The 21,208-nt window shown below is 32.4% G+C and carries 19 protein-coding genes and 1 pseudogene; all 20 read right to left on the reverse strand.

The features are described from left to right. Positions 1-274: 274 nt before the first annotated feature. Positions 275-556, reverse strand: a pseudogene (gene sat, locus X928_RS04670) (sulfate adenylyltransferase); the annotation flags it as partial. A 127-nt stretch (positions 557-683) separates the two neighbouring features. After that, the gene (locus X928_RS04675; protein WP_103078709.1) at positions 684-2,111 is read right to left on the reverse strand and encodes an oligosaccharide flippase family protein; all 1,428 of its coding nucleotides are present in this window, start codon (positions 2,109-2,111) and stop codon (positions 684-686) included. A gap of 19 nt (positions 2,112-2,130) precedes the next feature. Beyond that, positions 2,131-2,388 (reverse strand): nitroreductase family protein, encoded by a 258-nt coding sequence (locus X928_RS04680; RefSeq protein ID WP_103078710.1) that lies wholly within the window; start codon positions 2,386-2,388, stop codon positions 2,131-2,133. A gap of 262 nt (positions 2,389-2,650) precedes the next feature. Beyond that, entirely contained in the window at positions 2,651-3,289 is a 639-nt protein-coding gene (locus tag X928_RS04690; protein ID WP_211286447.1) for a class I SAM-dependent methyltransferase, read from the reverse strand. An 81-nt stretch (positions 3,290-3,370) separates the two neighbouring features. Continuing rightward, positions 3,371-3,580, reverse strand: coding sequence for a hypothetical protein (locus tag X928_RS04695; RefSeq protein WP_103078712.1), 210 nt, complete (start codon positions 3,578-3,580; stop codon positions 3,371-3,373). A gap of 7 nt (positions 3,581-3,587) precedes the next feature. Then, positions 3,588-4,088: a winged helix-turn-helix transcriptional regulator gene (locus tag X928_RS04700; RefSeq protein ID WP_103078713.1), complete on the reverse strand. Its 501-nt coding sequence runs from the start codon at positions 4,086-4,088 to the stop codon at positions 3,588-3,590. 81 nt (positions 4,089-4,169) lie between these two features. Next, on the reverse strand, positions 4,170-5,336 hold the full coding sequence (locus tag X928_RS04705; RefSeq protein ID WP_103078714.1) for a nucleotide sugar dehydrogenase: 1,167 nt from the start codon (positions 5,334-5,336) through the stop codon (positions 4,170-4,172). A 388-nt stretch (positions 5,337-5,724) separates the two neighbouring features. Further along, a complete protein-coding gene (locus X928_RS04710; protein ID WP_103078715.1) occupies positions 5,725-6,987 on the reverse strand; it encodes a glycosyltransferase family 4 protein in 1,263 nt (420 codons plus the stop codon). Between the two features lie 430 nt (positions 6,988-7,417). Next, complete coding sequence (gene fcl / locus X928_RS04715; protein WP_103078716.1) at positions 7,418-8,350, reverse strand: GDP-L-fucose synthase; 933 nt, start codon at positions 8,348-8,350, stop codon at positions 7,418-7,420. A gap of 26 nt (positions 8,351-8,376) precedes the next feature. Further along, entirely contained in the window at positions 8,377-9,498 is a 1,122-nt protein-coding gene (gene gmd, locus X928_RS04720) for a GDP-mannose 4,6-dehydratase (RefSeq protein WP_103078717.1), read from the reverse strand. Positions 9,499-9,649: 151 nt separating this feature from the next. Then, positions 9,650-10,480: a glycosyltransferase family 2 protein gene (locus X928_RS04725; RefSeq protein WP_103078718.1), complete on the reverse strand. Its 831-nt coding sequence runs from the start codon at positions 10,478-10,480 to the stop codon at positions 9,650-9,652. A 44-nt stretch (positions 10,481-10,524) separates the two neighbouring features. Further along, entirely contained in the window at positions 10,525-10,866 is a 342-nt protein-coding gene (locus tag X928_RS04730) for a winged helix-turn-helix transcriptional regulator (protein WP_245857178.1), read from the reverse strand. Between the two features lie 172 nt (positions 10,867-11,038). Beyond that, the gene (locus X928_RS04735; RefSeq protein ID WP_103078719.1) at positions 11,039-12,244 is read right to left on the reverse strand and encodes a hypothetical protein; all 1,206 of its coding nucleotides are present in this window, start codon (positions 12,242-12,244) and stop codon (positions 11,039-11,041) included. 4 nt (positions 12,245-12,248) lie between these two features. Continuing rightward, on the reverse strand, positions 12,249-13,499 hold the full coding sequence (locus X928_RS04740) for a glycosyltransferase (protein WP_103078720.1): 1,251 nt from the start codon (positions 13,497-13,499) through the stop codon (positions 12,249-12,251). A gap of 1 nt (position 13,500) precedes the next feature. Beyond that, complete coding sequence (gene wecB, locus X928_RS04745) at positions 13,501-14,625, reverse strand: non-hydrolyzing UDP-N-acetylglucosamine 2-epimerase (RefSeq protein WP_103078721.1); 1,125 nt, start codon at positions 14,623-14,625, stop codon at positions 13,501-13,503. Between the two features lie 2 nt (positions 14,626-14,627). Beyond that, positions 14,628-15,737 carry a capsular polysaccharide biosynthesis protein CapF gene (locus X928_RS04750; protein ID WP_103078722.1) on the reverse strand — a complete coding sequence of 370 codons (1,110 nt, stop codon included), beginning with the start codon at positions 15,735-15,737 and terminating at the stop codon, positions 14,628-14,630. Positions 15,738-15,761: 24 nt separating this feature from the next. Continuing rightward, positions 15,762-16,814: a polysaccharide biosynthesis protein gene (locus X928_RS04755; protein ID WP_103078734.1), complete on the reverse strand. Its 1,053-nt coding sequence runs from the start codon at positions 16,812-16,814 to the stop codon at positions 15,762-15,764. Between the two features lie 90 nt (positions 16,815-16,904). Beyond that, complete coding sequence (locus X928_RS04760; RefSeq protein WP_103078723.1) at positions 16,905-18,164, reverse strand: glycosyltransferase family 4 protein; 1,260 nt, start codon at positions 18,162-18,164, stop codon at positions 16,905-16,907. Positions 18,165-18,237: 73 nt separating this feature from the next. Then, entirely contained in the window at positions 18,238-19,521 is a 1,284-nt protein-coding gene (locus tag X928_RS04765; protein ID WP_103078724.1) for an exopolysaccharide biosynthesis polyprenyl glycosylphosphotransferase, read from the reverse strand. Between the two features lie 935 nt (positions 19,522-20,456). Then, positions 20,457-20,603 carry a hypothetical protein gene (locus X928_RS10055; protein ID WP_169926308.1) on the reverse strand — a complete coding sequence of 49 codons (147 nt, stop codon included), beginning with the start codon at positions 20,601-20,603 and terminating at the stop codon, positions 20,457-20,459. Positions 20,604-21,208: the final 605 nt, after the last annotated feature.

The raw sequence follows: 21,208 nt of genomic DNA on the forward strand, positions 1-21,208 counted from the left end.
AAATTTAGTGCACTTTTGCTTTATTTCACAACTCAATTCCCCCTCGCATTAGATTATACTATATGTCAATGAAAAGATTGGGTAGAAATTCTGTTTTAATAATCAGTTTTTAGTGGAAAAAAGCTTCTCTATAATATTAATCAAAAGATTTGTACTTGCTAAGCTTGGATTCTACAGTCGAAAACATAAAGGCTCAACCAATAAAAAAAGACGCCTTATGCAGACGCCTTGTATATTTTCAACAATCTAATATTTTATCTAATAATTAACTAAATCACTTACCCATATAGTATTTCATCAGTATTTCTGCTACCTCGGCTCTTATGAACTCTTTTGGTGGTTTTTCTCCTTTTGAAAGCATCTCCCTTACCTTTGTCCCACTAAGGAACACATGGTCTTCTTTTCCGTGTGGACATGTTTTTGCCGTTGCCATGTTTTCACACTTCTTACAATAAAACGCATGTTCAAATTTTAGTGGCACTATTCCTATCTCTTCGGGTTTAAACTGGTCAAATATCTCTTGAGCTTCGTAAGTTCCATAGTAATTTCCAACACCTTGATTCAATTTTTAAACAGTATAAAAAGATTATAATCCTTAATTATCGATAGAAAAAACCATATTCATTTAGCTAACACCCGTTTTTGGTTCTCTTTTGGTTTTGCCAAGTGCACTTATAAATTCATCAATTTGCAGAGGCGCGTAGTTCCTTCAGCAAATTCATACCAAAATTATAAACTTGTTTTATATACTTCCTTTGTATGAACAACAAAGCCACAACCAAAACCGTTTCTCCAACAAAAAACAAATATCTATTTTCAACGAAATACAAACCAACAAATTGAAGAGCAATGACAACAATTGAAAGACTTATACTTTTCCAATCGATTCTTATTCCAACAAATTTCTTTGTATCAATAATTCTCATTAACCACACCGCCAAATAAGCCGCCATAGTAGAGAAAGCTGCTGCTTGAATCCCCCACAGAGGTATCAATATAATATTTATGCCAATATTTACCACTGCACCAAATATAGTTGTCGAAAAAGCACCTTTTGTTTTTTTAGAAGCTGTATAATTAGTTCCAAAAAAGCTTGAAAAAGCTTGAAATACAGTTCCAACTAGTAACAAAGGTACATATTTCCATGCTTCGTAAAATGCTTCAGAAACAAATACACTCATTAATGGTTTTAGAATCAACAAAATCAACCCAGTTACCACAAACAAGAGGGAAGATAATACCCCGAAGATATTTTTATAAAAATCTTCGTAACCTTTCTTTCCATACTCTTGAATAGCAGAGAGTTGATATGCCTGAAAAAAAATCCCATTCACAAGGGTAATAAGGGAAGGAAATTTATAAGAAACTGAATATATACCCGTTGCACTGAACCCTAAAAAATAAGTTAACATGTACCTATCAGAAACATTCATGATCCACAACATCAAACCGTTAGGAATTAAAGGTATCGAATAAATAAGCATAGTCTTCAACAATGATTTATCAAAAGCTTTGAAATTTAAATATTTAAAAATTCTGCCAAAAACTAAGATAATTACAATACTGACTAAATGTCCCAAAACCATAGAAAGAAAATAACCGCTTAACCCCATTTTTAAATAAACAAGAAAAACTATATTAAAAAAGACGAAGGAAGCGGTATATCCCAAATCAGAAGCAACAAAGGTTTTAATTTTCTCTAAACCTCTTACGAACTGCTTCATAATGCCGTCAATCATCGAAAGAATCATTATTGAGTAGAATAAAGAAGTATAAGAAGAAAAAGGCTCAAAGCTTGTGAAGAGAGGAAAAAGTATGAACGATATAACGATGCCAACCAAACTAAGAAAAAGCCCGTTTATTAAAACACTTGAAGCATAAACTTTTTCTCTCATATCGACAGAATAACGAAACACAGCTTCTATTGCTTGAAAAGTAACCAAAGGAATCAACAAAGAAATAGTTGTTTGTAAAACATCGAGTTGTCCATAATCGTTAGTTGATAAAAGCCTTGTATACAGAGGTAACATAAAAAAAGAAATAGTCTTGGATCCAATACTTCCAACTGCAAACAAAAAAGAATTTCTGACTAAGGATTTATACTGATTCAATTCTTTTCACCTTTCAAATTTAATCATCCATTTGTTTGGATAGAATCTTTTTCAAAGTTATTTTTCCCATGTGTTTTACTTTAGAGAAAGTTTTTCGAAATATAACGATAATAAATGGTTGTTCTTTAAGATATTTTTTCCTAACGTAATTAAATCCATTTTTATTAAAATCGTTCATTACTTTTTCTTTTAATTCAAAATTTTTGTAATATCCTTTAAACAACTTAAAATTTCTTTTCGTTATGTTTTCAAGATCTGCATTTAAAAAAAACCACATTCGCTAAACTAAAAAATAGTTTTTCTCCCTTTTTATTGCTTATAAGAACTGTAAAATACCCTTTATTACCATTATCAAATTTTCTGGGAACTCCCCAATAATCTCCCAAAGTAATATTCCCCGCTCTGGGCATTATCGCAAAAGGGCATTTATAATAAATATAATTTAAGCGTAAATTACTAAGATATCCATTTAAGAAAAGAGATTAGTTGTAGGTTGGAATGTTGACTGAAACTTTTTGGATTTTCTTTTAGCATAAATTTTATTTCTCCTTTCTCGCTATAAAAAACCTGTGATATGGATTTTCAAATATTCTATAGGTTTTCTCAATTTTAAATCCTGCTTTTTGGATGTCCTTTATAATTCTATTTAATGGATACCCAGCTTTCCCTATTTCCCAGTAATGCTCTCCATCGAATTTGTGAATTGGGCTTTTGATTCTTGGTAATGGAATCAATCTCTTGAATACACTCACTTTAGGAATATGAACATATAGACGATAAACTCTGCTTACATCTGGTAAAGATATAATTGCGTAAGAATTAGAGACTCGGAATATCTCAGAGAGAGCCCTATTAAAATTTTCATAAGGCAAATGTTCCAAAATTTCATAACAAGCTACAACATCAAAAGAATTATCTTTAAGGGGTATATTTAAAACACTTCCCACCACATCTGGATTTAATCTGCTATCAATGTCTAAAGTCACTATATTTAATTTCCTCTCTTTAAGATATTTAGACACAAAGCTATTTCCAATTCCAATTTCAAGCACTCTTTTTGGATTTAATTTAATAATTTCGTTAATTTGATGCCAATAGCTAATCCAGCGTTCTTTGCTGTCGTAAAATTCATTGAAATAATGGTTTGGCTCTACTTGTAATTTCATTTTTTTATACACGCTCTTCTCCTTTTTGTATAGATAGATTGCAATGCCTTAGGCAATTTAAGTGCCATTATTTCACATATAATAGCAAGCTTACTAACTTGTGTTATATATTTGATACGGGATTAGAGCTTCTGTTTCAAAATTGCTCAAGATCCATTCCCCTGCTATTGCTAACCGAATACTGGTTATTTCCACTGATTGTTGAATTACATCCATTCTTTTCAAGAAAAAGGATTTCCCTATTTTTAGATTACTAGCTTTTTTTATCCATTCTTCAACTTTTTCAACTTTCTTTGATCTCAATATTTACTTAAATGCTATCCATCAAAAACTCACTCTTCAAACCTTCGAGTTTCTCTCTATCCTCAACATTCCAGTATAGTACAACGTTAGTACTTTCTATTTTTTCAACATCGTTTTCTGTTATGTATTTAACTCTCAACTCTTTCAATATCCCTTCTATAATTTCCTTCATTTCTTTATCTTTCCCAAATAGAACGTAAGTTCTATTTCTTCCATATGTTTGTATCGTTCTTTCTATGTTTTGTTTTATCAACAACGTCCTTCTATAGTATATCTTCATATATTCAATTGTCTTTTTACTCTTTTCTTTGAATCCTTCTGGCGTTAATATGTACCTAAAACTCTTGTTGTTTAACTTTTCTAATTTAACAAAGCCTTTTTTAATGAACTTTTTTAAAAGTCTATTCACCATTCCCAATGATAATCCTGTTTTTTCTGAAAGTCCTCTTTGGGTTATATTAGAGTTCTTTTCCAATTCTTCTAAAATGAGTATCTCATTATCTTGCATTATATTCAACACCTTCGTTCAATTTTTGAACAATGTAAAAAGATTATACTATAAAAAGTAGAATTTTGCAAACATTGTTTTTCAATCCCTCTGATACAAATCTCTAGTATAAACCTTTTCCATAACATCTTTTAATTCATCATGCATTCTGTTTGTCAGTATTAACTCTGCTTTTTGTTTGAATTGGTTAATGTCGTTAATTGCTTCTAAATGATAAAAGTTGTTTTCCTTTAGTTCTGGTTCGTAAATAATTATATCAATTCCGTATTTTCTTAAGATCTGCATGACATCTAAAATAGCTGATTGCCTGAAGTTATCTGAATCTTTTTTCATTGTTAATCTATATATTCCAACTACTTTTGGATTTCTTTTTATTACCATATTTGCTATGTGTTCCTTTCTTGTTCTGTTTGCTTCTACTATGGCTGTCATTAAACTATTCGGTACATTTTCATAATTTGCTAATAATTGCTTTGTATCCTTTGGAAGACAGTACCCACCATAGCCAAATGAAGGGTTGTTGTAGAAGTTTCCTATTCTAGGATCTAAACATACTCCTTCTATTATTTGTTTAGTGTCTAATCCTCTTATTTCAGCAAAGGTGTCCAATTCATTGAAGAAAGATACTCTCATAGCTAAATATGTGTTGGCAAATAATTTTATCGCTTCGGCTTCTGTGGAGTCTGTGAATAATGTTGGGACATCTTTTTTTATTGCTCCTTGTAATAATAAATCTGCAAATAATTTTGCTCTTTTACTCTTTTCTCCAATGACTATTCTTGAAGGGTACAAGTTATCGTATAAGGCCTTTCCTTCTCTTAGGAATTCTGGAGAAAATATTATATTCTCCGTTTTGAACTTTTCTCTTGCTTCTTTGGTATATCCAACGGGAATAGTTGATTTTATTATCATTATTGCCTTTGGGTTGATTTCAAGTACATCTTTTATAACACTATCAACAGAACTTGTATCAAAATAGTTTCTTTCTGTGTCATAATCTGTAGGGGTTGCTATTATTATATATTTTGCATCTTTATAAGCCTTTTGCTTGTCAGTTGTGGCTGTTAAATTAAGATTTTTTGTATTTAAGTAGTCTTGTATTTCTTTGTCTGTTATGGGTGATTTTTTGTTGTTAATCATGTCTACTTTTTCTTTTATCACATCTAAGGCTAATACTTCATTATGTTGAGAAAGTAGTACTGCCAATGATAAGCCCACATATCCCAGACCTACAACTGTGATTTTCATTTATCGGTCAACTCCTTTTAGTGAATAGAATAAATCGTTAAAGTTAAGGAAAACTATTTCTTTTGATTTCCTTCCAGAAATAGTGAATAGGTAAAATAAAGTATGAGCAAATGTTTAAAGAATTTGGTATTATTTATAAAAGTGCAAAATATAAGAGGTTAGAAAAGCACTACCCAAATTGTTTGAACACATACCGAATATGACAGAAGCAGACTAAACATCAAAGATAGAACAACAACGTAATACAATTAACCTATCTCCGAATTCCAAAAAAAGCAGCTAAGTTCCAAATCTTCAGTAAATATTAAAGCACATATGATACACTTCAACTTCAGTAAAGTTTTTTCCATTTCTTTATAAAAATAAGGATACCTAGTTTACTTCCAGCTTAATTACCTGAGGTTTTCGTGAGAGAACCATTACTAGTCAAAATTTCTTGATAAAGATCTATATATTTTTTAGCCACTATTTTGCTGTCAAATTCTCTAACTACTTTTTCTCTAGCATTTTTACAAAGTTCATCATAGTTTTCAGTGTGAGATACCCACTCGATGCCATAAGCTAAATCTTTGCTTTCATATGGCTTGGCTTTATATCCATCAACTTTATGCGTTACTATATCTTTTGGCCCTGTTGCGTCAAAGCATACCACAGGAGTACCACACGCCATAGACTCTGCCAATGTTTTACCAAAAGCATCCATCAGACTTGGTGCGATAAAAACATCTGCACTACTGTAAGCAAGTCTTAAAGAAATGTTATCATGCAAATATCCAAAACTTTTATACTCAAATCCTAAATCTTCAACTACACTTTTATCTACATTGCCAAAAAAGCATAAAAAGTAACTCTCTTTATCTAAATAATTCAGCGATTCTATATACTTACTAAAACCTTTATAAAAATCATGAAGATTAATAGCCCCACATAAAACCACTTTTTTATCTGTGTTAATACCTAAAATAGCTCTCGCCACATTTTTATTCACCGGAAAAAACTCATTTGTATCAATATTGTTTGATATTGTCCGAACATCGAACTTCCGAAACAGTTCGCTTTCCTTTGCTTCATCAGACAACCACTGGCTTATTCCAACCAATTTTATGCTTTTTGGGAGATATTTCTTTTTTCTATTTAAGACTAACTTTGAAAGATCATAACTCCTAGTACTTTTCAATTGTTCACAATTACCGCAGCCTGTTTTGTACTTTTTGCATCCCATAGAATAGTGGCATCCCCCTGTCATCGGCCACATATCTCTCATAGTCCACACTATTGGCTTATCTACCTTACCCAAATGCTTGATATTCACAAATCCTCCATTTATCCAGTGTAGATGAATAATATCAGCTTCCTTGTATTCTTTTACTTTTGTAAAATTTACTCCGAACATTCCAGTGCTAAATGCTGTCCGTTTTCTTTTGGGATAAAAGAATAAAAACACGTTATCAAGATGCCCTCGTATGATATTAAGAACTTTATCTTTTTTTGACTTCACAGTCGTAATAACATTATCGTCGTCATAAGTGATTTTACTATTTGTAAATACCTTGCTTTCTACTCCCAGTTCTCTTAATCCACAATGTAGCCAATATGCTCCACGTGCAGCACCACCGCTTAATTCGCCTGCTACTATGTGTAATACTTTCATTATTTTTCATCCCCTAACAACTCCATTAATTCGCTTGATATGGCTAACCGAATACTGGTTCTTTCCACTGATTGTTGAATTATCCATTATTCCCAAGAAAAAGAACTTTCTGTCTCAACATCTCAAATTTGTTTCTTCCATACATTATCCTTTTAATAACTTTTAGTTTATTCACAGAACCTTCTGCTAGTCCATTGTTGTATTTATATATAATGCTTTTCTAACCGCTTATCTATCTCTTTTTAACCCATTCACAAATTTATCTATCTTTCTGATTTTTAGATTATTAGCTTTTTCTATCCATTCCTCAACTTTTTCAACGTTTTTTGATTTCAACATCTGATTGATTTTTGTTAACTATATCAACTAAGGCTAATCAACGCAATTGTTAGTAAAAAGAATCACTTTTATTTTAGTGAATGCAACCTCTTTAACTTCCCCAATTCTCCTTAAACCACTGGTATGTAAGTTCTAATCCTTCTTTCAATTCTATCTTATGTCTCCATCCAGTGCTATGCAATCTTGTTACATCTAAAAGCTTTCTTGGTGTTCCATCAGGTTTGGTTGTGTCGAATCTTATTTCTCCTTCGTATCCTACAACTTCTTTTATCAATTGTGCGAGTTCTTTTATCGTTAAATCTTCTCCTGTCCCTATGTTTATTGGTTCATTTCCATCGTAGTTGTTCATAAGATGTAATACAGCATCTGCCAAATCGTCTACATGTAGGAACTCCCTTCTTGGATTGCCTGTTCCCCATACCTCAATGTGTGGTTTGTTGTTTATTTTTGCTTCATGGAATTTTCTTAGTATAGCTGCTAATGCGTGGGATGTTTCCAAATCAAAGTTGTCGTTTGGGCCGTACAAGTTTGTTGGCATTACGCTTATGAAGTTAGTCCCATATTGTTTGTTGAAGTATTGGCACATTTTTAATCCCGCTATCTTTGCTATCGCATACGCCTCGTTCGTTGGTTCTAAAGGTCCTGTGAGTAGATATTCTTCCTTTATTGGTTGTGGGCATAGTTTTGGATATATACATGAACTTCCAAGAAAGAGTAATTTCTTTACCCCGTAGTCATATGATGCTTTAATTACATTGCTTTCAATCATTATGTTGATGTAAGCAAAATCTGCTGGATATGTGTCGTTTGCTTTTATCCCTCCAACCTTTGCTGCTGCTAAAAAAACATACTCAGGTCTTTCTTTTTTGAAAAACTCTTGAGTTTGTTGTTGGTTTGCTAAGTCTAATTCTTTGTGTGTTCTTGTTATTATATTCGTGTATCCTTCTTTTTTCAATTTTCTGTATATGGCTGAACCTACCAACCCTGTGTGTCCAGCTAAGTATATCTTACTGTCTTTATTCATTAAAAAGAACCCCTTTCAAATATTTTCTACTCTTTTATCCATTCGTTTCTTTGATTTTCTTTCAATGCAAGGTTTAGATCGTTTTCTACCATTATTTTTACAAGTTCTTTGAATTTCACTTGTGGTTCCCACTTTAGTTTTTCTTTTGCTTTTGTTGGGTCTCCAACTAATAAATTGACTTCTGTTGGTCTAAAATATACTGGATCAACTTCTATTATTGTATCCCCTACTTTTAGTGGCGTTTTGATATCACCAAGCACTTGTTCGAGTTTTTCTCTCTCTAAACTGTCAACTACGCCTTTCTCATTTCTTTCTTCGCCTTTCCATCTTATGCTAACCCCTAAGTTATTAAAGGTTTCTTCACAGAATTCCCTTACACTGTGTGTTTCTCCCGTTGCTATTACATAGTCATCTGGTTCATCTTGTTGGAGCATCAGCCACATGGCTTTTACATAATCAGGGGCATAACCCCAATCTCTTTTGGCTGATAAATTTCCTAAGTATAACTTTTGTTGCCTTCCAACAAGTATTCTTGTCGCTGCCCTTGTGATTTTTCTTGTGACGAAGGTCTCACCTCTTCTTGGTGATTCGTGGTTAAAAAGTATGCCATTAGAGGCGTGTAATCCGTATGCTTCTCTGTAATTTATAGTTATCCAATAGGCGTATAACTTTGCAGCAGCGTATGGGCTTCGCGGATAGAAAGGTGTTTTCTCTGTTTGAGGTATTTCTTGCGCTTTTCCGTATAATTCAGATGTACTTGCTTGATAAAACTTTGTCTTTTTTTCCAATCCTAATAGTTTGATAGCTTCAAGAATCTTTAATGTTCCTAAAGCTACCGTTTCAGCAGTGTATTCTGGCGATTCAAAAGAAACCTTAACATGACTTTGAGCAGCTAAATTGTATACTTCATCGGGTTCAACTTCTTTCATGATTCTTATTAAGTTTGTGGAATCAGTCGAATCTCCATAGTATAGGATCAATCTTCTATTTTTTTCATGAGGATCTTGGTATATGTTATCTATTCTTTTTGTGTTGAAAGAAGAGGATCTTCTTATTATCCCGTGAACTGTATATCCTTTTTCAAGGAGATATTCTGCTAAATAACTACCGTCCTGTCCAGTTATTCCTGTGATGAGTGCGGTTTTCATGTGGTTTCCTCCTTTTTCCTTTCCTGCTAATACAATATCAAAAATATAATCACAGAACAAAAATTACAATGGTTGCTTTTGTTTTTAGGTTTAGAGAGATTTTTATTTTTGTACTTTTTTCAAATCTATCGTAAATGATTTCAATCATTATCTAAGCGTTACTTTTATTTGTTTTAGAATATATCGAATTTTTCAGCTTTCTAATCTTGAAAATTAATGAAAGGGGAAGCAATTTTTTTATAAAGATTTTTATAATAGTGGTATAAAATATAATATATATCTTTATCTTTTGCGCTTTTTTGGAGGCATATTTCAGTGATATTTCTTTTGTTTCATAACATACCTTGAGTTTGTTATTTGAGGAAACACCTGTTTCTTCAAAATTCGATATAATCAGATCTGTTTCTTTAAATTTCCTTTTTTGTTGGTACATGTGTAAGAAGAAATCATAATCTGAACATATTTTATAATTATTTGAAAATAAATTATTTTTTAATAGATGAGCTCTTACAAAAACAGATTGGTGTGAAAAAATCATTCTATAACTTATATTATGCAAATTTTTGGGTTTGAGGATCATTTTTAGTTTCTCATTAGTTATTAAATTAGTCTTTCCATAGATGATGGCCGCTTCCTTAAAAATGGAGTCATCTTCAAATATTTTGGAGATAACTTCATCACCAAAAAAAGTGTCTCCTGCATTCATAAAAATTATCCAGTCTCCGGTTGACGCTTGTATCCCCTTATTCATTGCATCATATATACCGTTGTCTTTTTCATATATATACAAAAATCGTTTTAATTTATTCTCTATTAAATTTTTATTGGTTTTTATATATTCTTCCGTACCATCTTCAGATTTACCATCAACAACAATTAACTCGATATTATTATATTTTTGTTTTAAGATAGAATCAAGAGTCTTTATTACACCATTCTTATTATTCAAGGTAACAGTAACAACAGTAATTAGAGGATTCATTGGTGCCTCCTGTTTTTATTAAGTTTATTGTCTTCTATTATTTCTTACATTTCCTTATCTTTCCCAAATAGAACGTAAGTTCTATTTCTTCCATATGTTTGTATTATTCTTTCTATGTTTTGTTTTATCAACAATGTTCTTCTATAGTATATTTTCATATACTCTATTGTCTTTTTACTCTTTTCTTTGAATCCTTCTGGGGTTAATATGTACCTGAAACTCTTGCTGTTTAACCTTTCTAATTTGAAAAACCCTTTTTTGATGAACTTTTTTAAGAGTATGTTCACCATTCCTAAGGATAACCCTGTTTTTTCTGAAAGGTCTCTTTGAGTTATATTAGAATTCTTTTCCAATTCTTCTAATATGAGTATCTCATTATCTTGCATGATATTCAACACCTTCGTTCAATTTTTGAACAATGTAAAAAGATTATACTACCTTCAACAAAAAAAAAGCAAACCAATTTCAAAGACATAAATACTTTCTAACCATTATCCCATTTTCGTTGATAATTAATTATGATCTAACACGCCGTACGTGGAAAGTACTACTTAAATTTTAGTGAGTGTATTTGTTGATTTCTTTACTGTAATTATTGTCGCAATATCTTTTCTTGTACAGTAAAATACCAATGATTAAAGATACTATTTCGATGATTCTTTGTTGAAAAAAAGGATGAATTCCTATTCCAGCTGTATAAAGAATAAATACAAGAAGAAGTATATTTTTTTTACTAGAAATGCTTGAAAAGGCTAAATTAAATAAATAAAAAATAATGAGAAATCTAATAGTTAAAAATGTTATTCCTCCGAAAGTCAGTTCTTCATTATACATTGAATCCCAAATTCCATATATTTCGCTAATAACTGGATTTTTAGTAAAACCATTACCAAAGAGAGGTGCCGTTTTTAGAATATAATTAATGTTTTCCGCTATTACGTTTTCACCACGCCCTGCAAGAGGATCCTCGAAAAAGATTTCCCAGCGATTGATAACTCTGAGAATTTCTTCAGAAAAAATGTTAAAAAAAGCAAATATAGCGATTATTAATATCGACCAAATTGCTATAGTTTTAAAATCGAAACTTATTTTAACTTTTTTAAAATTTATCATCATCAATATAACAACCGGTATAGAAAATAAAAACACCTTGGTATTAGCTAAAAGTCCGTTTAGAAATAGTAGTAGCAAGTATACTTTAGGCATATTTAAAGAAATCACAAAAAAAGAAAGAAATATAAAATAAATGCCGTAAGTGGCTGGTTGCATAAATAACCCAGGATATCTAAAACTTAAAGTAGATTGGGGAAGAAGATGATAATTTTTAATTAGAAATTCAGTTATAGCATTATCAGAGCTCAAAAATGCTACTGAAATGAAATGGGAAAAACTAACAGCAAAAGATATAATAATAATAATTTTTGTAGCAAATATTATATCTTTATTTTCATAATGCCATTTTTTAGAAAAATAATATCCAATATAAACAAATAGGAATAATTTTAAAATATTATAAGTATTTTTAATTATATCAACGTTGTTTATAACTGGCAGATAGTTGCTACTTATAGTCCCTATAAAAACTGGAATGAAGGAAATTACAGTTCCTAGAACAAAAAAATCAACAATAAATTTATCCTTCCAACCAAATACAAATATAAACATAAAAATTAAGGGATAGAGTAGTTGATCAAGTCTAAAATCTACTATAATATAAGGTGTTATCAAAGGTAGTAATATTAAAAAAGTTTTCTTCAATTGCATATAATTAATCCTTTCTCAAAAGATTATTCTCTGTGTTTTCTCTTATATTTATAGTCATTGAAATCTTATATAATCCAATATATTTCTGAAATTTCTTGCTTTTATTGTAATAATTGTTTGCTCTTGTAATACAATACTTTGAATATTTTTGTTTTCCCTCTTTTTCCATTTCTTTGATTATCTCTGTTACCTTTTGCAAATCTCCTTTTTCAACTATATACCCAGTTGAGCTATCTATCGTTTCAATTGAACCACCTGTGTTAAAAGTGATAATTGGTGTTCCACAAGCCTGAGCTTCGATATTAGTTAATCCAAGGGTCTCTTCCAATGTAGGGTTAAAGAATACATCACTTGCGGTATATATTTCAGCTAGTTCTTTAGTTGAGTTTGTTCTCGTTATACCTGTAATATTCTTAGGCAGATCTTGTATTTGTTTTTTTGATAATCCTACTAAAATAATTGCTTCTTTGTCACTAAGCATTTTAGAAAGTTCGATAAAATATTCTAAGCCTTTTCTTCTTGTCCATGGACTTGCAACACCTAGAATAATAAACTTGTTTTCTAAATCGTATTTTTTTCTGAAATCACTTGGAGTCGGTTTGAAAACATCCAAATCAATTCCATTGTTTATAACCTTTACAGGATATTCTTTTAAAAAAGATCTTTTTACTAAATTTGCCAACCATTGCGATGGGGTAACTAAAGTCATATTTTTTAAACCGATGAATAACTCTTTCTTTTTTTCAAAATTGTCGTAAGAATTATCAAGAAAAACGCTTTTAGGGTAACTTTTCTTTTCAGGACACTTTTGACAATGAGTTTCCCATTTATAACAATTAGCATAATCGAAATGTGCACAATGCCCTGTAAATGCCCAGCAGTCGTGCAAAGTCCATACGATAGGTTTATTGTATTCTTTTAAAAAGTTGAATAAAAGATCTATATTTATGTAATACCCGTGTACGTTATGCAGGTGAATTATATCCGGGTTATAATTTTTTACTCTTTCTAAGAATTTACGAGTCGCATTTTTTGAACCAAATCCATGTTCGTCTAATATTCTTGTCTTTAAAGCATGTCTATAAAAATCTAAATTGTTTCCTATTTTTATAGTATTATTACAATTATAAGCAGTTTCCCTACCATATGCAACTATGCTTTCATGTCCTCGTTCTCTAAGCATTTTATGAATGTCTGAAGCAATTCTTCCTGTGCTTCCAGTTCCACAAACTGTATTTATTTGTAATACTTTCATCTTATTTCCCCCACACCACCCTATTCACATAATCTGTATATGAAACAATTATTCGTAGAACCTTTTCAGATACGTTGGATACTAAGTAATCTGACACAGGCCTTATTGTTTCTTTACCTTGTTCTTCTAATATCTCTAATCCTTGAAATATCCTTTCTTTGTTAAGCCCCACCATCATTACTGTGGCTTCTTCCATTGCTTCAGGTCTTTCATGAGCTTCTCTAATGTTAAGAGCCTTCAGTTTTAATATTGAAGTTTCTTCGCTTATAGTCCCACTGTCACTTAAAACGGCTTTGGCATTTAATTGTAGTTTAATATAATCTATGAAACCAAAAGGTTTTTCAGTTCGAATTAATGGATGAAGTTTTATTCCTTTTGATTCAATCTTTTTTCTTGTTCTTGGGTGAGTGCTAAAAATTATTGGAAGCCGGTATTTTTCGGCAATTGCATTTATACTCTCAACTAAGCCTTTGAAATTTTTCTCTGAGTTAATATTTTCTTCTCTGTGAGCAGAAATCACAAAATACTCGTTTTCTTTTAAATCCAATTTGCTCAATATCTGAGATTTTTCAATCTCTTTTGTTTTACTTTGAAGTACTTCATACATTGGGCTTCCTGTTTTTATGACTCTATCAGAAGGGAACCCTTCTCGAATTAGATGTTCTCTTGCTAAATCACTGTATACTAAGTTTATATCCGCTATTTGATCAACTATTCTTCTATTCATTTCTTCAGGGACCCTTTGATCGAAACATCTATTACCCGCTTCCATATGAAATACAGGAATATGTCTTCTTTTTGCTGCGTAGGCAGATAGACAGCTGTTTGTGTCTCCTAAGACTAAAAAGGCGTCTGGTTGAACTTCTTCTAAAACAGGATCTATCTTCATCAAAATATTTCCTATAGTTTCTACAGCATTCTCAGTGGCGGCATTTAAAAAGTAATCAGGCTTTTTTAATTCTAAGTCCTTGAAAAAGACTTCGTTGAGTTCATAATCATAGTTTTGACCTGTGTGAACTAAATAATGATCAATAGCTTCTGATTTCTCTAGTTTCTTGATCACTTGAGAAAGTCTTATTATTTCTGGTCTTGTTCCGACAACTGTCAGCACTTTGAGTTTTTTCACAACTAAACCTCCAAATAGTGGGTATCAGGATTATCTGGATCAAAAGGTTCGTTTGCCCACATAACTGTAACCATGTCCGTATCCCCGATGTTTTGTATGTTGTGTGTGTATCCAGGAGGAATATCCACTACTTCTAATTTAGCCCCACTTACGTTATATTCTATAACTTCTTTCGAATCTATTTTTCTGAATCGAATGATTCCTTCACCATACACAACCAAAAATTTTTCATTTTTTGTGTGATGCCAGTGATTTCCTTTGGTGATTCCGGGTTTAGAGATATTGATAGAGACTTGACCTCTGTCTAATGTTTTAATAAACTCAGTGAAAGATCCTCTATTATCTACATTCATTTTAAGCTCGTAACTGAATTTATCTTCTGGTAAATAGCTCAGGTAAGTGCTATACAATTTTTTAATTAAAGGATCTTTCATGTCAGGTACTTCCAAGCTTTTTCTCATTTCTTTAAAACTTTTTATAGTTTCTGCTAGTTCTCCTACCGTTATTTTATGGGTAATAGGAACATAACAGTAATCACCTTTTTTTGTTGGATTACCAGCTAATGCTCTTTTAAATTCGTTTATTACATCATCTATGTAGCAAAGGGTCATTTCTGCTTCCGGATTATTAATCTTTATATCTAAATCTCTTGCTATATTATAACAGAATGTGGATACCACACTATTGTAATTAGGCTTACTCCATTTACCAAAAAGATTAGGAAGTCTGTATATGTATACATCAGTATCATTTTCTTTTGAATATTGAAATAATAACTCTTCTCCTGCTTTTTTACTTTTACCATAAGGGTTGTCTAATTCGGCTTGAATAGAAGAAGTTAAAAGTATTGGACTTTTATTATGGTTCTTTTTGAGTTTTTCTAAAAGTTCAAGAGTGAAACCATAATTGCCTTTCATAAAATCATTAGGATCTTTAGGTCTGTTCACTCCCGCCAAATGAAAGATGAATTCACAATTTTTGGTGTATTCATCTAATTTATCTTTGGGAGTATCTATGTCGTGTTCATATATTTCTTCATATCCAGAGTTTTTAAGTTCTAAAACCAAGTTCTTACCCACAAATCCTTTTGAACCAGTAACTAATATTTTCATGTAACATCCAACCTTTCCCTGTTTTTAAAACCCTTCACTCACTATTGGCTTAGTTCCACCTTTTTTGAAGTCCTCAAGTTCTTTTTGTATATAATCTAAAGAAAGAAGCTTCTCTTTAGTTTGTTCAACATTCAGAATGGTTGTGTTATCAGACCTATAATCAAAATACTTTGATAAGTCATATGTCCCTTCTTCAAAGTATTTTTCGTAATTTAAATCTCTTGTGTCTGCAGGAATTCTGTAGAAATCTCCTAAATCTTCAGAAACAAGATGTTCTTCTTTTGTAAGAAGTGTTTCATGCATCTTTTCACCATGCCGTGTGCCAATTATTTTTATTTCGTTTTCCACTTCAAAGATTTCTTTCATCGCTTGGGCTAAGTCTCCAATTTTTGCAGAAGGTGATTTTTTAACAAATCTATCTCCTTGATTACCATTTTGAAAAGCGTATAGAACCAAATCAACAGCTTCTTCTATGCTCATCAAAAATCTCGTCATGTCAGGATTCGTTACCGTCAGGGGTTTGCCACTTTTAATTTGTTGCACAAATAGTGGGATAACTGAACCTCGTGAAGCCATGACGTTTCCGTATCTTGTGCCACAAATTAATGTCTTATCTTGTTCGACAGTTCGAGACTTTGCAACGAATATCTTCTCCATTAAGGCTTTAGACATGCCCATTGCGTTTATAGGATAAACCGCTTTATCCGTTGATAAACAAACAACTTTTTTAACACCAAATTCAATGGCAGCTGTTAGAACATTTTCTGTTCCTAAGATATTCGTTTTAACAGCTTCCAATGGAAAGAACTCACAGGAAGGCACTTGTTTCAATGCCGCAGCTTGAAAAACGTAATCTACCCCATACATGGCGTTTCGAACACTTTGAATATCACGGACATCACCTATAAAAAACTTTAATTTATCGTTTTTATAGAACCTTCTCATATCATCTTGCTTTTTTTCATCACGAGAAAATATACGTATTTCTTTAATATCTGTGTTCAAAAACCTTCTAACTACTGCATTACCAAAAGTACCTGTTCCTCCTGTTACTAACAGAGTTTTATCTTTGAACATGACTGTTTCCATTTTTAATTTCCTCCAATATTTTGTTTGTCTTGAAAGAATTTTTCTAATTGGCAAAAAGTATTGTGTTGAAGCTTACTCTCAAAAATGCCTTAATTTCCTTGTTTTAATTACTTCCTGAAAAAGTTTTTCATATTTATCCGCCGCAGTTTTAACGCTTAAATGTTCTTCAATGTATTTTCTGCCATTTTTCCCTAACTCTTCTTTGAGCTCTTTGTTTTTGAACAAAAGAAGTATTTTTTTGGACATTGATTTGTAATCTCCTGCAGGAACGGCATAACCCGCATTAGCCTTTTCAATTAATTTTGGAGCATCCCCGTTTAAGTTCATAGAAGCAATTATAGGTATCCCTGCAGACATTATGCTCAGAATTTTTGAAGGAATTGTAGGTGTTTCCACTTCTTTCTCTAAAGTAGCCAATGAAATGTCAGAAGAATTTAAAATTTGCGGGTAAATATTTTTTGGTTGTAATGGAACAAAAATAACATTTTTTAATTTCATTTTCTCAGCTATTTTTTCGCTCTCTTCTTTTTTTATCCCATCACCAACAATTAGAAAAACTATTTCTTTATAATCTTCTAATAGTTTTGCAGAATTTAGAATTATTCTAATGTCCTGCAATTTTCCTAAAGTCCCTGCAAAGGATACAACAAATTTATTATGAAAATTAAATTTGTTAGAAAATGCATTTTCTTTGGGCCCTGGGGTTATTTCATTTTCATCTATCCAATGTTCCACAATTACAACTTTTTTTGTTTCTTTACAAACTTCTTCGACAAATTCTTTATTTTTTTGAGAAGAAACTGTGATTAAATCAGCTGTTTCATACGCCCTGAATTCCATGTTCTTAAAGAATTTTATAATGAAACTATTTTTAATAATATTTGAATCAATGGCTTCTTGAGGGAATAAATCTTGAACATTCAATATGAAAGGAATATGCCCCTTTACCCTTAGTTTTTTTGCTGTCCAATAAAGAGTTAAAGGGGGGGAGTAAACTAGGGAAACATCTATTCTTAGGCCTTTGAATATACTTTTTGTATAATGAAACATTTTATAAGCTATCTCAAAGTGTTCAATTCCTCTTCTAATAAATTTGTGCCTTTCTATATAAGGTAGTTTAACCCTTATTAATTTTATCCCTTCTTCATTCTCTATAAAAACTTTCCCCCGTTTTTTATATTCTTCATACGTTTCTTTATCAACATTATAACGAGGAATTCCGGTTAAATAATAGACATCATGCCCCCTTTTTTGTAGCTCTTTCGCAAGATAATAATATAAATGAGAGGCTGCTCCAATTTCTGGAGGAAAGTAATTATTAATTAATAATATGTTCATCCCTTAAAAGAATCCTCCTTCTTGCTCTATCTTTGCAGCATAGGCAATAATTGTAACTATAAATATATTGAACTCACACCGCTCCCCTTTTCCAAAATACCGCTTCTATGGTTTTGAACACGATATTCACATCAAGAAATATGTCTCTATTTTTTACGTAGTATAGGTCATAGCTGAGTTTTGTTTTCACTTCTTCTAAATTAGATGAGTATTTGTACATGATCTGTGCCCAGCCTGTTAAGCCTGGCTTTAGTTTGTGCCTTGCCCAATAAAAAGGGATGAGGTTGTTGTATTCTTCTACAAATTTTATTTGTTCAGGCCTAGGACCTACAAAAGACATATCGCCTTTTAGTATATCATAGAACTGGAGTATTTCATCGAGTCTTATTGGTCGAATAATTTTGCCTACTTTTAGTATTCTGTCTTGTTCATCTGTTGCGAATTTAGCGTTGCTGTTTTCTGTGTTATTTTTCATGCTTCTGAATTTGTGCATTGTGAATTTTTCGTTGTTGAGGCCTATTCTTTCTTGTGTGTATATTACTGGTTTTCCATCTTCAATGCGTATTATTAGAGATAGTATTAGTATCACTGGGGAGAGTATTACTAAAGCGATGGTCGATATTATTATATCAAGAAATCTCTTTGAAGGGTACTCTTCTACTTTTTGAAACACCACCTCGTAATATTCTTTGAATTTTTGAGCGACTTCTATTGGTATGCGTTTTAGGTATTTTTCTACCATGTTCGGTAAGTATTGAATCTCTAAACCTTCTGCTTTGTAGTTTTGTATTTGTGGTTTTACCCTTTCTTCTAGTTCTGGGTCTGATATTACTATGCCGTGTATTGTTTGGGTTAATGTTTTTTGTGTGTTTTGTTTTATTATTTCATCGAGAGTTACTGGGTTTGGGTTTATGTATTGGGTGAACTTTATTTTGTTGAGGGCTTTTTCTGAGATTTCTTCCATTATGTTGCCTATTTCTTCTTTTCTGCCTATTACGAGGTAATTTTTTACAGGCATGTGTTTTTCGTAGATATTGTATTCTATTTTGTGTATTATTGGCAAGAGGGTTATTGTGTACAATAGATTGGTAAGGAAAAAGTATCTGTTGAAGTACTTACTGAGGAAGAAGTAGATAATTAGTATAACTATGAAACTCACAAGAGTTCCAACGGTGGTTTTTATTAGAGATTCTGTGTAACTTTTCATCGTTTCTGTGTCGTATGTTCTAAATGAGTATATCCCGAGGTATATTATTAGAGATGAGATTATTGAGATGGTTAATGGTAGGTTCAATATGAAGGCGTTCATAATGAATATGAGCGCTATGTCTAATAAGTGAACCGCTGCTTTTCGCATCTTCGAGTCAAACCCCCCGTTAGGTGTTGTGAATTGCTGTTTTGATAAAAGCCCTGTGGTTGTTTAAAATTAAATCTTAATTGTTGTTTTAAATTGAAATTGTGAAATTTTTTTGTTTTTCGAATTTATTATAGCATATTCTTTTAAAAAATCAACCGCTTGTTGAGTTAATTTTACTGAATGTTAATTAACGGGAGATTAAAACGGGGAGGGGGAGGGCTCCGCCCTGTGACCCTTTTTAAAAGCAGATTTTTTGTGAATTAATTTTTGTGGTTTTTATGTAAGCTATGCTTAGTTTTTGTTAGCGCCCTTCCCCCGCTGCCCACCCATGTGGAAGAGGGACCTGCGGTCCCTTTAATTCCCTAGTTCGATTATTTTGAAGCCCGTCCTTTTATGGGAGGGACCTACGGTCCCTTAAACTAGCAGGGGGAGGGCTTCGCCCTGTGACCCTTTTTAAAAGTAGATTTTTTGTGAATTAATTTTTGTGATTTTTTATGTAGGCTGTGCTTAGTTTTTGTTAGCGCCCTTCCCCCGCTGCCCACCCATGAGGAAAAGTATCTTTGTTAGCGCCCTTCCCCCGCTGCCCACCCATGTGGAAGAGGGACCTGCGGTCCCTTTAATTCCCTAGTTCGATCATAAGGAAGAAAATCTTTATTTCTTTATTCTGAAGCCCGCCCTTTTATGGAAGAGACTTGCAGTCTCTTAACTCCCGCTACCTACGCATGTGGAAAAGGGACCTGCGGTCCCTTAAACTGGGAGGGGGAGGGCTTCGCCCTGTGACCCTTTTTAAAAGTAGATTTTTTGTGAATTAATTTTTGTGCTTTTTATGTAAGTTTTGCTTAATCTTTGTCAGCGCCCTTCCCCCGCTCCCCACCCACAAGGAAGGAAATCTTTATTTCTTCATTTTGAAGCCCGCCCTTTTATGGAAGGAAAATTTATTCATAGCGTGTTAGTTCTTCTTCAACAATCATTACTTCTTCCAAGTTTCTTAGGTAAAAGGGGTATTCTTTTGGTACGTAGGGCATTTTTGCTTTTCTTTTTCCAATGTCGTTTTTTATTTTTAGTTGTACGAATTTTTTCATGTATCCTGTGAAGTTTCCTTTGAGATTGAAATTGTCTATTGCACATAGGAAGAGGTAGGTTAAGCTTTCAAAGCTGTCTTCAAAGTCTATGCCACAATTTTGGGTGAGTTTGATTGCTTCGTTGACAAGGAAGCCTTTGTATTTGGTGAATAGTGTTTCTTTTGATTTTTTGTCGCCTTTTTTGGAGAGTGTTACTAGTTCGTGGTCTGTTAGTTTGTTGTAGTTTTGATGGTTTATGGTGGTTTCCCCCTTTATTATTTATTAATCTATTCCCGCCCACCGCCCCTTGAGGTTTAAGGGGCTTCGCCCCTTATGATCCCTTTTTTCAAGCTTGAGATACTTTAGAGGAGTTAAAGGGCTTCGCCCTTTGTAATCCTACTGTAGGCTTTGCCTTTAGATTTTCGTCAATTTAAGAAATTTATTTTTATATCTATTCCCGCCCGCCACCCCTTGTGGTTTAAGGGGCTTCGCCCCTTATGATCCCTGTTTAAAGGCCTGATAGGTCTTTGTGGATTAAAGGGCTTCGCCCTTTGTAATCCTACTGTAGGCTTTGCCTTTAGATTTTCATCAATTTAAGAAATTTATTTTTATATCTATTCCCGCCC

The organism is Petrotoga miotherma DSM 10691, assembly GCF_002895605.1.
In the GTDB taxonomy this organism is placed as follows: Bacteria; Thermotogota; Thermotogae; order Petrotogales; family Petrotogaceae; genus Petrotoga; species Petrotoga miotherma.

Coding starts and splice junctions, on each gene's coding strand:
- X928_RS04735 (WP_103078719.1), bottom strand. CDS start 12,244: ATGCAATTGAAGAAAACTTTTTTAATATTACTACCTTTGATAACACCT.
- X928_RS04705 (WP_103078714.1), bottom strand. CDS start 5,336: ATGAAAATCACAGTTGTAGGTCTGGGATATGTGGGCTTATCATTGGCA.
- gmd (WP_103078717.1), bottom strand. CDS start 9,498: ATGAAAACCGCACTCATCACAGGAATAACTGGACAGGACGGTAGTTAT.
- X928_RS10055 (WP_169926308.1), bottom strand. CDS start 20,603: ATGAAAAAATTCGTACAACTAAAAATAAAAAACGACATTGGAAAAAGA.
- X928_RS04680 (WP_103078710.1), bottom strand. CDS start 2,388: ATGTGGTTTTTTTTAAATGCAGATCTTGAAAACATAACGAAAAGAAAT.
- X928_RS04740 (WP_103078720.1), bottom strand. CDS start 13,499: ATGAAAGTATTACAAATAAATACAGTTTGTGGAACTGGAAGCACAGGA.
- X928_RS04765 (WP_103078724.1), bottom strand. CDS start 19,521: ATGCGAAAAGCAGCGGTTCACTTATTAGACATAGCGCTCATATTCATT.
- X928_RS04700 (WP_103078713.1), bottom strand. CDS start 4,088: ATGCAAGATAATGAGATACTCATTTTAGAAGAATTGGAAAAGAACTCT.
- X928_RS04760 (WP_103078723.1), bottom strand. CDS start 18,164: ATGAACATATTATTAATTAATAATTACTTTCCTCCAGAAATTGGAGCA.
- X928_RS04730 (WP_245857178.1), bottom strand. CDS start 10,866: ATGCAAGATAATGAGATACTCATATTAGAAGAATTGGAAAAGAATTCT.
- X928_RS04755 (WP_103078734.1), bottom strand. CDS start 16,814: ATGTTCAAAGATAAAACTCTGTTAGTAACAGGAGGAACAGGTACTTTT.
- X928_RS04750 (WP_103078722.1), bottom strand. CDS start 15,737: ATGAAAATATTAGTTACTGGTTCAAAAGGATTTGTGGGTAAGAACTTG.
- X928_RS04710 (WP_103078715.1), bottom strand. CDS start 6,987: ATGAAAGTATTACACATAGTAGCAGGCGAATTAAGCGGTGGTGCTGCA.
- fcl (WP_103078716.1), bottom strand. CDS start 8,350: ATGAATAAAGACAGTAAGATATACTTAGCTGGACACACAGGGTTGGTA.
- X928_RS04725 (WP_103078718.1), bottom strand. CDS start 10,480: ATGAATCCTCTAATTACTGTTGTTACTGTTACCTTGAATAATAAGAAT.